The 12,143-nt window shown below is 74.2% G+C and carries 12 protein-coding genes; 9 read left to right on the top strand and 3 right to left on the bottom strand.

All coding sequences use genetic code 11. The annotated features are described in order from the left end of the window. Positions 1-13: 13 nt before the first annotated feature. Entirely contained in the window at positions 14-1,165 is a 1,152-nt protein-coding gene (locus KUA19_RS08300) for a polyprenyl synthetase family protein (RefSeq protein WP_372451779.1), read from the bottom strand. Positions 1,166-1,241: 76 nt separating this feature from the next. Here KUA19_RS08300 and KUA19_RS08295 point away from each other — a divergent pair, with 76 nt between their 5' ends. The 9 genes from KUA19_RS08295 (at position 1,242) to KUA19_RS08255 (ending at position 9,419) form a co-directional block, all read left to right on the top strand. Beyond that, positions 1,242-2,165 (top strand): phytoene/squalene synthase family protein, encoded by a 924-nt coding sequence (locus tag KUA19_RS08295; RefSeq protein WP_217395831.1) that lies wholly within the window; start codon positions 1,242-1,244, stop codon positions 2,163-2,165. Then, positions 2,165-2,584, top strand: coding sequence for a lycopene cyclase domain-containing protein (locus KUA19_RS08290; protein ID WP_217395560.1), 420 nt, complete (start codon positions 2,165-2,167; stop codon positions 2,582-2,584). Before KUA19_RS08295 ends, KUA19_RS08290 begins: the two co-directional genes overlap by 1 nt. Then, positions 2,574-2,903 (top strand): lycopene cyclase domain-containing protein, encoded by a 330-nt coding sequence (locus KUA19_RS08285; protein ID WP_217395559.1) that lies wholly within the window; start codon positions 2,574-2,576, stop codon positions 2,901-2,903. Before KUA19_RS08290 ends, KUA19_RS08285 begins: the two co-directional genes overlap by 11 nt. Continuing rightward, positions 2,896-3,567 carry a lysophospholipid acyltransferase family protein gene (locus KUA19_RS08280; protein WP_217395558.1) on the top strand — a complete coding sequence of 224 codons (672 nt, stop codon included), beginning with the start codon at positions 2,896-2,898 and terminating at the stop codon, positions 3,565-3,567. Before KUA19_RS08285 ends, KUA19_RS08280 begins: the two co-directional genes overlap by 8 nt. Next, positions 3,555-4,625, top strand: a complete 1,071-nt coding sequence (locus KUA19_RS08275) for a glycosyltransferase family 2 protein (RefSeq protein WP_217395557.1) — start codon at positions 3,555-3,557, stop codon at positions 4,623-4,625. Before KUA19_RS08280 ends, KUA19_RS08275 begins: the two co-directional genes overlap by 13 nt. After that, positions 4,622-5,773 (top strand): cytochrome P450, encoded by a 1,152-nt coding sequence (locus tag KUA19_RS08270; RefSeq protein WP_217395556.1) that lies wholly within the window; start codon positions 4,622-4,624, stop codon positions 5,771-5,773. Before KUA19_RS08275 ends, KUA19_RS08270 begins: the two co-directional genes overlap by 4 nt. A 150-nt stretch (positions 5,774-5,923) precedes the next feature. After that, on the top strand, positions 5,924-6,418 hold the full coding sequence (locus KUA19_RS08265) for a metallophosphoesterase family protein (protein ID WP_254549058.1): 495 nt from the start codon (positions 5,924-5,926) through the stop codon (positions 6,416-6,418). Between the two features lie 99 nt (positions 6,419-6,517). Next, positions 6,518-7,795, top strand: a complete 1,278-nt coding sequence (locus KUA19_RS08260) for an MFS transporter (RefSeq protein WP_254548977.1) — start codon at positions 6,518-6,520, stop codon at positions 7,793-7,795. Positions 7,796-7,958: 163 nt separating this feature from the next. Then, positions 7,959-9,419 carry a hypothetical protein gene (locus KUA19_RS08255; RefSeq protein WP_217395554.1) on the top strand — a complete coding sequence of 487 codons (1,461 nt, stop codon included), beginning with the start codon at positions 7,959-7,961 and terminating at the stop codon, positions 9,417-9,419. Between the two features lie 78 nt (positions 9,420-9,497). Here KUA19_RS08255 and KUA19_RS08250 read toward each other — a convergent pair whose 3' ends face one another. Then, positions 9,498-10,919, bottom strand: a complete 1,422-nt coding sequence (locus KUA19_RS08250; protein WP_217395553.1) for a coiled-coil domain-containing protein — start codon at positions 10,917-10,919, stop codon at positions 9,498-9,500. Between the two features lie 536 nt (positions 10,920-11,455). After that, positions 11,456-12,136 (bottom strand): nucleoside/nucleotide kinase family protein, encoded by a 681-nt coding sequence (locus KUA19_RS08245; RefSeq protein ID WP_217395552.1) that lies wholly within the window; start codon positions 12,134-12,136, stop codon positions 11,456-11,458. Positions 12,137-12,143 lie beyond the last annotated feature (7 nt).

The following is a 12,143-nucleotide window of genomic DNA, read 5'->3' as shown; positions in this document are numbered from 1 at the left end:
TCTTTCCTCGTGCTCATGCCGCGCGCCAGGCGACTGTGGCGGCCAGCTCGCCCAGCCCGTCGCGGACGACCTCGGGCATCGGCGCCGCCGCCAGCGCGGCGCGGGCGTCGGCCACCCGCTCGCCGATCATGTCACTGAGCTGCTCGGCGGCGCCCGTGACCCGGACCGCGGCGGCCAGGCGGGCCACGTCGGGGCGCGGCGCGGCCAGGATCGCGTCGAGTTCGGCGCGCTGGGCGGCGGTGCCCGCCTGCCGGGCGAGCAGCAGCAGCATGGTGGGTTTGCCGAGGTCGTCGCCGACGGGCTTGCCGGTGACGGCGGGTTCGCCATACAGGCCGAGCAGGTCGTCGCGCAGCTGGAACGCCTCGCCGACGGCCAGGCCGTAGTTGGTGAAGGCGCGGCCCAGCGGCCCGTGCGCGAACGCGGCCCCGCCCGATCCGGCCAGCGCGGCACCGAAGTGCAGCGGCCAGGTGGCGGTGTACCCGGCGGTCTTGAGCCGGGCGGTGCGCAGGGCCCGCTCGGGCGACCAGGTGCGGGCATGGTCGCCGAGCACGTCCAGGAACTGGCCGGCCACCGCCTCGACCCGCATCCGGTCGTAGGCGGCGCGGGCGGTGGCCAGCACCGCGGCGGGCACGTCGGCGCGGGCCATCAGCCGGTCGGCCCACACCAGGCACAGGTCACCGACGAGGATCGCGCCCGCGTCGCCGAACCGGTCGGCGTCGCCGCGCAGCCGCTGGGTGGCGTGCGCGGCGGCCAGCTGCCGGTGCGCGGTGGGGCGGCCGCGTCGGGTCGCGGAGCGGTCCATCACATCGTCGTGGACCAGCGCGAACGCGTGCAGCAGTTCGAGGGCCGCCAGCGCGGGCAGCACCCGGTGCAGCGGCGCGTGCGGCCCGGCGGCGCTGCGCCAACCCCAGTACGCGAACAGCGGCCGTACCCGCTTGCCCCCGCCGAGCACCGCGGCCCGAGCGGCGGCGACCAGCGGTTGCAGGGCCGAATCCACCGCCATCAGCGCGGCGCTCTCCTCGCGGACGAAGTCGGCCAGCACGCGCTCGACGACGGCGGGCAGCTCCGCCGGACCGGCCACTACGGCACGATGGCCGTTTTCGCAGGTGGCGACAGTTGGAGCGGCGAGCATGGAGGCAGGAGCGGAAGAGGTGTCGTTTGCCACGGGGCAAGACTAGCGTAGAGTCGAAGTTGCGTCGATTACTGAGTCGATTTGGGGAGGGCTTGTGGAGCCGCAAGTCATGGAGGCGGAGCTGACGGCGGCGTACGCCCGCTGCCGGGAGCTGCATCGACAGCACGGCCGCACCTACTACCTGGCCACTCGCCTACTGCCGGCCGCCAAGCGGCCTCATGTCCACGCCCTCTACGGCTTCACCCGCCACGCCGACGAGATCGTCGACCGCACCGAGGAGCTGCCGCCCGCCGAACGGGCCCGGCTGCTGCGCGACTGGTCGGACCGGTTCGTGGCCGGGCTGCACGGCGCCCGCGTCGATGACCCGCTGCTGCCCGCGGTGCTGCACACCATCGCCGCGTTCGACCTCGACCGCGCCGACTTCGCCTCGTTCCTGCACTCCATGGCCATGGACCTGGAGATCGCGCAGTACGCCGACTACGACGCGCTGCTGGAGTACATGGAGGGCTCGGCGGCGGTGATCGGCACGATGATGCTGCCGATCCTCGACCCGGCCGACCCGGCCCAGGCCCGCGAACCCGCCCGGCAGCTCGGGCTGGCCTTCCAGCTCACCAACTTCATCCGCGACGTCGCCGAGGACCTCGACCGTGGCCGGGTCTACCTGCCCCAGGAGGACCTGCGTCGATTCGGGGTCAGCACCGCCGACCTGCGGCTGTGCGCCCAGCGTCGTACCTCGACCACGGCCGTACGCGAGCTGGTCCGGTTCGAGATCGCCCGCGCCCGCGAGCACTACGCCCTGGCCGCGCCCGGGGTGACCATGCTCGCCCCGACCTCGCAGGCATGCATCCGCACCGCCTACCACCTGTACGCGGGCATCCTCGACGAGGTGGAGGCGGCCGACCACGACGTGTTCGCCCGCCGCGCGGTGGTGCCGAACCGGCGGCGGCTGGCGGTGGCCGCCCGCTGCCTGCTCACCCGTCCCGGCACCCCGGTCACCGCGCCGCCGGTGCTGTCCCCGCAACCGGTGCCGTGATGGATCGGCTGCGCTACCTGCTGATCCTCGCCGCCTGCCTGGCGGTGACCCTGCCGCTGGAACTGCTGCTCGGCGCCCGCGTCTACCGCCGCCCGCGCCGCCTGCTGGCCGCGCTCGCCCCGGTCGTCGCCCTGTTCGTGCTGTGGGACCTGGCCGCGGTCGCACGCGGGCACTGGTGGTTCGACCCGCGCTACACCACCGGCGTCCGGCTGCTCGGGCTGCCTGTCGAGGAGTGGCTGTTCTTCGTCGTCGTACCCCTCTGCGCGCTGCTGACCTTCGAGGTCCTCGAGCACTCCCGCCACCTGCTCAGGTTTGGAAGGGGCCCTTCCACTACGGAATCCGACAAGAAGGTGCCCTTCCTTGCCAGCGGCGAGACGGTGGCGCGGTCCGACTCCGGTGGGGGCGGCCGTGGGCGGTGAGTACACCGTCGCCGCGATCGTCGCGCCGCTGGCGGTGGTGGCGCTGGAGCTGGGGGTGCTGCGTACCGGACTGCTGCGCAGCCCCCGCTACTGGATCACCCTGGCCATCGCGTTCGCGTTCCAGGTGCCCGTGGACGGCTGGCTGACCAGGCGGGACGCGACCGTCGTGCACTATGGCGACGCTGCCGTCTCCGGGCTGCGGGCCCCGTGGCACATCCCCGTGGAGGACTACGGGTTCGGGTTCGCGCTGGTCACGCTGTCGCTGTCGCTGTGGCTGTGGCTACGCCCGGCCCGCGCCGAACGGGGCGCCGATGACTGAGCCGAGTCTGCTCGGCGGCCTGCTGCGGATCGGCTTCGACCGGATGGTGCGCCACGAGCTGCGCGGGGTGTACCTGCGCGGCGGCCTGCCCGTCGGCCCGTTCGTCTGGGCGGCCAACCACCACAGTTGGTGGGACCCGTTCGTGGCCTCGGCGGTGCTGCACCGGGCCGGGCGCCCCGCCTGCCTGCTGATGCTCCAGGAGAACCTGGACCGCTACCGGTTCTTCCGCCACGCGGGCGTCTTCGGCACCGCCGAACTCGGCACCGGCCTGCGCCTGCTGGCCCGGGGCCGCACCCTGGTCATCTTCCCCGAGGGCGAACTGCGCCCGGCGGCCCCGCCCGGCCCGCTGTCGCCCGGCGCCGCCTGGTACGCCGACCGCGCCGGGCTGCCCCTGCTGTCGGTCGCGGTACGGGTCGTGCTGCGCGGCCACGACCGCCCGGAGGCGTACGTCTCGTGCACCGAGGTCCCGGCCAAGGGCAGGATCGCCCACACCACGGAACGGCTGACCGAGACGCTCGCCCAGGACCTCGCCAACCTCGACGGGCAACTGGCCGTGGCGGATCCGCGTACCCCGCTGGCCGGGTTCCGGCGGGTGGTGGCCGGGCGGGTGGCCCGGGACGAGCGGATCGACCGGCTGACCGGGGCGCTGCCGTGGCGGTCGTAGGCACCCTGGTCGCGGCGTTCCACCTGGCCAAGACGGCGGGGCTGGTCGCCAACGCGCGCTCGTTCCCGACGCTGACGCGCGGGCAGTCGGCGCCGGGACGGCCCCGGACGTCGCTGCTGGTGCCCGCGCGGGATGAGGCGCGGCGGCTGCCGTACACGATCCCGGGTCTGCTCGCCCAGCCCGCCGAGGAGATCCTGATCCTCGACGACGGCTCCACCGACGACACCGCGGCGATCGTGCGCGGCTTCGCCGACCCCCGGCTGCGGCTGAGCACCGGGGCGCCCCGGCCCGACGGGTGGATCGGCAAGAACTGGGCCTGCCACCAGCTCGCCCAGGCCGCCACCGGCGACCTGCTGGTGTACGCCGACGCCGATGTCACGCTGCGGCCGGGCGCCCTCGACGCGGTCTGGGCCCAGCTGCGCCGCCAGCGGGCCGACGTGTTCAGCGTCTTCCCGCGCCAGCAGACCGGCACCCTCGGCGAGCGGATGCTGGTGCCGCTGATCGACGAGAACCTGCTCGCGTTCCTGCCGCACCAGCTGCTGGACCTGCCGATCCGAGCCGCGGCGGTGGCCAACGGGCAGCTGTTGGCGTTCCGCCGCGCGGCGTACGAGCACGTCGGCGGGCACGCGGCGGTCGCCGACCAGATCGTCGAGGACCTGGAACTGGCCCGCCTCAGCCGCCGCAAGGGCCTCAAACTGGGCCTCGCCCTGGGCGGCGACCTGATCAGCACCCGGATGTACGACGGCTACCGGGCCACGGTGCGCGGCATGGGCAAGAGCATGCGGGCCGCGCACGGCGGCAGTGACCTGCTGTTGGCGGCCAGTGCCGCGGTCAACGTCACCGCGTACACGGTGCCGTGGTTGCTGTGGCGGCGCGGGGCGGCGTGGCGGCTCGCGGCGGTGCTCGGCCTGGCCGAGCGGCTGCTGGCCAACGCCAAGACCGGGCGCGGCGCGTACGCCGAGGCGGCACTGGTGCCGTTCACCGCCCCGGCCGCCCTGCCGGTGTACGCGCTGGCGCTGCGGCGCACCGCCGTCTGGAAGGGACGCCGGTACCCGTGACCACGTTGCCGGCCAGGTCCACGGCGGTCCGGCTGCCCGCACCGGCGACCACGCCGGTGTTCGGCCACCTGTGGCGGTGGACCCGCGACCCGGTGCGGCTGCTGGTCGAGGGCGCCCGGACCGGGCCGGTGTTCCGGCTGCGGCTGTGGCGGCCCGCCGTGGTCGGCTACCGGCCGGAGTGGAACCGGGCCGTCCTCGGCGACCTGGACACGTTCCGCAGCCGGGGCAGCCTGAGCGGGCTCACGCCGTACCTGTCGGCGGGGGTGGTCTACACCGACGTGCCCGCGCACGACCCGAGGCGGCGCGAGCTGAACCCGCACTTCCACTCGCGCGGCCTGGCGCATCTGCGCGACCGGCTGGCGCAGGTGGCGGCGGCACGGCTGCCCGACGGCCGGTTCGAGGCGCTGAGCTGGGCCGGGGACACGGTGCGGCGGATGCTGAACGCGGCCTTCTTCGGCGGCGTGCTCGACGACCGGCTGCTCGCGGCGTTCCTGCACCCACTGGAGGGCCCGGTGCCGGGCCCGATGCTGCCCCGGCCGCTGCTGTTCCGGCGCCTGGACGCGGCCATCGCGCGAGTGCTGGCCGATCCGCCCGAGGGCAGCCTCGCCGCCGCGCTGTCCGGCATGGACGACGCCGTGGCCGAGACCAGGGTGGCGCTGGCCGCCGGGTACGACACCACCGCGCACACCCTCGCCTGGGCGCTGTGGCACCTGGCGGCCGCGCCCGAGTGGCGTACCAGGGACGCGCTGCCGCTGGTGCTGGACGAGATCCTGCGGCTGTACCCGGCGGGGTGGCTCGGCAGCCGGATCACCTCGACCGACACCGAGGTCGCCGGGGTGCCGATCCCGGCGCGCACGCTGGTGCTGTACTCCCCGCTGCTCACCCACCGCGACCCGGCGCTGTGGCCGCGCCCGGACGAGTTCCGCCCGTGGCGCTTCGCCGACCACGGCCGTCCGGCCTGGGGGTTCCTGCCGTTCAGCGCGGGCCGCCGCACCTGCCTGGGCGCGCACCTGGCCCGCGCGATGCTGCTCGCGGCGCTGGCGCCGTGGTGCGACGGGCAGCTGGCGCAGGTGGCGGGCGACCCGACCCCGTCGGCCGCGATCGCCCTACGCCCCGTCGGCCCCCTGATCCTCGACCGCGTCGTGTAGCGCGCGTAGTGCGCGTACTGCGCGTAGTGCGCGTACTGCGCGTAGTGCGCATGCAGTTTTGGGGAAAGTGCACGAATCTTGGCGGTGTTTCCTGCAGTTTCCCCGAAACTGTGCGAAGGATCGTAGCGTCGGGGGGTGCTGCTCGCGATCATGGCTGACACGCACCTGCCGAAGCGGGCGCGGGACCTGCCCGTGCCGTTGTGGGACGCGGTGGACCGCGCCGACGTGGTAATCCATGCGGGTGACTGGGTCGACCTGGCCGCGTACGAGGCGCTGTCGGCCCGGTCGCGCCGCCTGATCGCGGTGTACGGCAACAATGACGGCCCGCAGCTGCGCGCCCGCATGCCCGAGATCGCCTACGCCGACCTCGACGGACTGCGCCTGGCCGTGGTGCACGAGACCGGCCCGGCCACCGGCCGGGAACGCCGCTGCGCCGAGCGGTTCCCCGACACCGACGTGCTCGTCTTCGGCCACTCGCACATTCCGTGGGACAGCACCGCCGACAGCGGACTGCGGCTGCTCAACCCCGGCTCCCCCACCGACCGGCGCCGCCAGCCGTTCGCCAGCTACCTGACCGCCTCGGTCGTCTCGGGTCGACTCACCGAGGTGACCCTGCACCGGCTCCCGGCCACACAAGAAAACTAGCAGCCCCAAGCCCTTTCCGGTATCGGACAGAAGATCGACTCCGGCCGCGGCCCGGTCCGGTTAGGTTCGTGCCTGACTTACGGAAGGGATTACGGGGTCTTGCCTGAGTCGACCGATACCGCCTTGCCCGGCACCACGTCCGATCACGATCAGGGCCGATGGGGCGCCCGCGGGCTGCTGCCCCCGATCGGGCCGCAGCGCACGCTGGCGCTGGCCACCTTCGTCACCATGCTCGGCAGCGGCGTCTACCTTGTCGCCGCCGCGCTGTACTTCACCCAGTCGGTCGGCCTGTCCGTGGCCGAGGTCGGCCTCGGCATGGGCACCGCCGGGCTGGTCGGCCTGCTCGCCGGGGTGCCGGTGGGCCACCTGGCCGACCGGCGCGGACCGCGCCAGGTGTACCTGGCCACCCAGCTCGTCCAGGCCGCCGCGATGGGCGCACTGGTGCTGGTGCACACGTTCTGGCAGTTCACGGCCGTGCTGTGCCTGGTGGAGCTGTCCCGCGCGGCCGGGGCGGCGGCCCGCGGCCCGCTGGTGCGCGGCTTCGGCGGCGACGAGCTGCCCCGGTTCCGGTCGTACCTGCGCGCGGTGGCCAACCTCGCGACCAGCCTCGGTGCCGTCGGGGCGGGACTGGCGGTGCAGTTGGACAGCCGCCCGGCGTACCTGACGCTGGTGCTGGGCAACGCGGTCAGCTTCGTGGCGTGTGCCGCGATCGTGCGTACGCTGCCGCCGCTGCCCCCGGTGCCGGTGCCGTCGGCCGCCGGACGTTGGCTGGCGCTGCGCGACCCCGCCTTCGTGGCGGTGACCGCGCTGGACAGCGTGCTGGGCATCCAGGGCAGCGTGCTGGTGTTCGCGCTGCCACTGTGGATCGCCGGACACACCGACGCGCCGCGCGGCCTCGTGGGCGTCACCGCGCTGCTCAACACCGCGATGGTGGTGGCGTTCCAGGTGCGGGCCAGCCGTGGGGTGGACAGTGGTCGCGCCGCCGCGCGGGCGCTGCGCCGCTGCGGCTGGGCGTTCCTGGCCGGGATGGCCGTGATCTCGGTGACCGCGGGGCTGCCGGGTTGGCTGGCCGCGACGCTGGTGCTGGTGGGCGTGGCGGTGCACACCGTCGGCGAGCTGTGGCACGCGGCCGGATCGCTGGAGCTGCGGTTCCGGCTGGTGCCCGCGTACGCGCAGGGGCAGTACACGGGCGTGTCCGGGCTGGGCACCGGCCTGGCCCACGCGATGGCGCCGACCCTGCTCGGGCTGCTGTGCGTGAGCTGGGGCGCGCCCGGCTGGCTACTGATGGGCGCGCTGTTCGTACTGGTGGGGCTGGCTGCCCCGGCGGCCGTGCGCTGGGCCGAACGCACCCGGCCGATCGAGGTACGGCCCGCCTGAGCCGCCACACAGCACACGGGGCGCCCCGTTAAGAAGGGCACCTTTTACCTCGGAAAGCGATAAGAAGGTGCCCTTCCTTCGGTGCGGGGCGTTGCTGTGGTGGGGGTGGGCGGGTAGGGTCCGCTCGCGCGCGGCGCGGGTGCCGCCAGAGGAGGCACAGGACATGACGACGGGTGTGGTGTTCCCGGTCAGCGACGGCACGAACCGCAGCACCTCCGCGCTCGGACGCGCGGTCGTCGCCGACGCGCTGCGGGCGGCCGACCCGGTCGGTGCCCGCGCCGCCGACCACGAGACCAACTGGCGCGCGGACTACCTGGTGCACTTCCGGCGGCTGGTCGAGGCCGGGCTGGGCTCCGGCGACACCGCGCGGGCCGTCGCCGCGGCGGGCCTGGCCTCGCTGCACGACCGGATGCGGGTGGCCGACCCGGACGGCACCGAGGTCGGGCTGCGGGAGGCGTTCGACGCCAAGCCCGGGGTCGAACTGGACACGGCCGTGGTGGCGGGCGACGGGCCGGTCGACCGGGAGCTGTCGCTGCCGTACCGGGGCGAGCGGTTGCGCGGGGACGCGCTGCTGCGACGCCTGGACGGGTGGACCGAGGCGGGCGTGATCGAGCCGAGCTGCGCCGAGGCGGTGCGCGCCGTACAGGCCAACCCGGACTGGCTGGACCTGTCCGACCTGCGCGTGGCGGTGCTGGGCGCGGGCGCGGAGATGGGCCCGACGCGGTCGCTGCTGCGCTGGGGCGCCGACGTGGTCGCCGTCGACCTGCCCCGGCCGGGGTTGTGGCGCGACCTGCTGGAGGTCGTACGGCGCTCCGGCGGGCGGGTGCACCTGCCGGTGCCCGCCGGGCACGACGGCAGCGGCGACCTGGCCGCCGTCGCGGGCGCGGACCTGCTGCACCAGCTGCCCGCCGTCGCCGCCTGGCTGCGCGGGATCGAGGGCCGCCTGGTCGTCGGCAACTACGTCTACGCCGACGGTGCCGTCAACGTCCGCGTCTGCACCGCCGTCGACGCCCTGACCGAGCACCTGCGCGCCCACCGGCCCGACACGGCCCTGTCGTTCCTGGCCACGCCGACCGACGTGTTCGCCGTCCCGGCCGAGGCGGTGGCCCGGGCCGAGCAGAACTACCACGAGTCCTCGCTGCTGCGTACGCTGCGCGGGCCGCTGCGGATGCTGTCGGCGGGACGGCTGCTGCGGCGCAACTACGCCCCCGGTGCCGACCCGGGCGTCTGCGACAGCCTGGTCGCCCAGCAGGGGCCGAACTACGCGCTGGCCAAGCGGCTGCAGCGATGGCGCGCGGCGGTGGCCCGGCAGCAGGGCGCCACGGTCAGCTTCAAGGTGGCGCCGCCGACCCGGACCCGGTCGGTGGTGAAGAACCGGGTGCTGGCGGCGGCGTACGCGGGGGCGCCGGCGTTCGGGGTGGAGATCTTCGACCCGGCGACGAGCAACACGCTGATGGCGGCGCTGCTGGTGCACGACCTGCGCAACCCGCCGCCGGTGCGCGAGCACGTGTGGCAGGAGGAGGCCGACGGGGCGGCACACGGTGGGCTGTGGCGGATGCCGTACGCCCCGCGCAGCGCCCTCGGCCTGGCCGCCCTGCTCGGCCTGGGCGGCGCCCGCGGCTGACCCGCCGCCGAAACGCCGGAGCCCGGCACGGGACTGAGTCCTGTACCGGGCTCCGTTCGTCTGCTCGGACGACCGGGGTCACTCCGCGTCGGCGGCGACCATCTCATCGCGCGACTGGCGCTGCGGCAGCTCGTCGTACGCCTGCCGCTGCGGCAGCTCGTTGAAGGGCTGGCGCTGCGGCAGCTCGTCGTGCGGCTGGCGCTGCATCGGCACCTGCGCCTCCTCGTCCTCGCGGCGGGCGTGGCGGCTCAGCGGCTGCTGGTCGGCGTCCTCGTCCTCGGGGAAGTCGGTGAACTCCGCGACCTCCTCGGCCAGCTGCTCGACCGCCTCCTGCACCTCCTGCATGGCGTGCACCGGCCCCGGGTCCTGCAGGTCCCGGGGCACCACGCGCGGGTACTCGCCGGTCTCGGCCGAGCCGGTGGCGGCGGCCATGACGGCGGCGGCGGCCAGGTTGGCCACGCGCTCCGCCTCGCGCTGCACCCGGGCCCGCACCGCGAGCGCGTGCCGCTCGGCCGAGTCGGCCTGGCGGCGCGCCTCCTCCAGGCGGTTCATCTCGGCGCCCAACTCCTGGCTGACCTGGCTGTGCCGCTGCTGCAGCTGCGCGACCTCGCGCTCGGCAGCCGAGCCCTCCTGACGCGACTGAGCCAGGCGCTGCTGGGCGATGTCCAGCTCGGCCTGCAGCTGGGCCAGCGCCTGGCGGCGGGCTCGGATCTCCTGCTGCACCACGGTCAGCTGCTGCTGGTGCGCGGCGGTCTGCTCGTCGGCGCGGCGGCGCAGATCGGTGGTGTACTGCTGGGCCTCGGCGTGCAGCGCGGCGTTCTTCTGATTGGTGGCGGTGCGCTGGGCGGCCAGGTCCCGCTCGGCACCGGCGCGCAGCTCGGCGATCTCACGCTCGGCGTTGGCCTTCCACTGCGAGACCTCCTGCTGGACCTGCGCGTGAGCGGCCTCGACCTCCTGCTGCACCCGCAGCCGGGCCGCCTCGACGAGGGCGTCGGCCTCGGCGCGGGCGTGCTCCATCTGCTGGGCGCTGACGTCGTTGATGCGCTTGGCCTCCTGCTCGGCCCGCTCGTTGGCGGCCTCGCTCTCGGCGCGCAGCTTCTCGGCGTGCTCGCGGGCCTCGGCCAGCAGCTTCTCGGCGTCGGACTTGTGCGCGGCCATCTGCTGGGCGGTCGTGGTGGTGATCGCCTCGGCCTGCTTCTCGGCCAGGTCCAGGATCTGCTCGACCATCGGGCCGAGGTCGCGGAACGAGGCGCGCTCGACCTGCGCGGGCTTCTGGCGCAGCTCGGCCATCTCCAGCGACAGCTGCTTGTACTGCGAGGTCAGGTCCTGGATGCGGGCGAAAGCCCGGTCGCGCTCGGCCGACAGAGTCGAGATCTCGCTGTCGGCGCGGGCGACGTACTGGTCGACCTGGCGCTTCTCATAGCCGCGCATCGCGACGTCAAAGGCCGGACGCGCGGACACGTGGTCACGTGTTGCGTACAGTTCCTCACCCTGGGACATTGCGTCAACCTCTCCATACGACCACGACGCCGGCGCGGATGCCGCACCGGAGGGCATTATGCGTCCCGGCCGAGGGAAAGTACCAGCCGCCTGCGTGTTCGCAACGAATCCGGTACACCTGGCCGATGCCCTAACAGGAGTAATCGGACATTGCGCACTGCGTCCGGCGCCTTCGCCCGGCTGGCGCGCGTCGTCCCGCAGCCGCCCGACCTGAGGTGGTACGTAGCGTCGGCGCACCTTTGCTCTGCACCTGTCCGCTTGCTCTGCACCCGCCCACGCGACAGACCACGAACCCAAGCCGGTCAGCCCACATCACGACCATGTTCCCGCCGTTGCGCCCGTGGGTGCAGAGCAAGGCTGTGGGTGCAGAGCAAACGCATCGCGGCGAGTGCGCCCGTGGGTGCAGAGCAAGGCCGTGGGTGCAGAGCAAACGCATCGCGGCGAGTGCGCCCGTGGGTGCAGAGCAAGGCCGTGGGTGCAGAGCAAACGCACACGCGGCGAGACATGCCGACGTGGGCCGGGGCGGCGCTGCCGACTCAGCCGGGCCAGTCGGCGCGCAGCAGGCGCGGGGCCGCGAAGTCGCGGTTGTCGATCACGATCTGGGCCCGCTCGGCCGGACGCACCTCGTCCAGGTAACGCCGCTCGCCCGGGATGTATCTGGTGCGGTAGCGGTGCGCGGCCGCCTCGGCCGAATCCATCCAGGCCTGGTCCCGGGCGGTCCCTCGGCGCAGCACGTCGTCGAGGCCGATGTCGAGGAAGATCCGCAGGTCCCAGTACGGGTCGAGTTCGGGTCGCTGCAGGAAGCCGCCGTCGGCGAGCAGCACAGCGTCGGCGGGCGCGGTGCGCGCGGCTCCGTCGACGGCCTGCGCCCCGGACGGGTGCATGACCGCTTCGCGGTAGCGCCGGTCGCCGCCGGGGCCGAGCGGGACGAGCAGCAGATCGCGGATCGCGGCGTAGTCCCAGGTGTCGAGGTAGTAGCTCTCCGGCGATTCCACCGGGTATGCCGTACGCAGGGGCAGGGCTTTCTTGAACCAGTCGAGGCCGACCCGGACCACCTCGCGGTCCGTGATCGCGCGCACCGCCACGGCCAGTTCGTCGGTGAGCGTGGTCTTGCCCGCCGCGGAGCAGCCGTCGACGGCCACCCGGAGCGGGTGCGGCCGTTCGACGGCGACGATGCCCGCGGCCAGTTCGGTCAGCAACTCGGCTCGCCGGTCCACTCGTACC

Origin of the sequence: Catellatospora tritici (genome assembly GCF_019083965.1) — a bacterium.
In the GTDB taxonomy this organism is placed as follows: Bacteria; Actinomycetota; Actinomycetes; order Mycobacteriales; family Micromonosporaceae; genus Catellatospora; species Catellatospora tritici.
Note: the sequence above shows the minus strand (reverse complement) of the source record. Positions and strands in the feature narration are given on the sequence as shown.

Coding starts and splice junctions, on each gene's coding strand:
- KUA19_RS08295 (WP_217395831.1), top strand. CDS start 1,242: ATGGAGGCGGAGCTGACGGCGGCGTACGCCCGCTGCCGGGAGCTGCAT.
- KUA19_RS08290 (WP_217395560.1), top strand. CDS start 2,165: ATGGATCGGCTGCGCTACCTGCTGATCCTCGCCGCCTGCCTGGCGGTG.
- KUA19_RS08250 (WP_217395553.1), bottom strand. CDS start 10,919: ATGTCCCAGGGTGAGGAACTGTACGCAACACGTGACCACGTGTCCGCG.
- KUA19_RS08265 (WP_254549058.1), top strand. CDS start 5,924: ATGGCTGACACGCACCTGCCGAAGCGGGCGCGGGACCTGCCCGTGCCG.
- KUA19_RS08280 (WP_217395558.1), top strand. CDS start 2,896: ATGACTGAGCCGAGTCTGCTCGGCGGCCTGCTGCGGATCGGCTTCGAC.
- KUA19_RS08255 (WP_217395554.1), top strand. CDS start 7,959: ATGACGACGGGTGTGGTGTTCCCGGTCAGCGACGGCACGAACCGCAGC.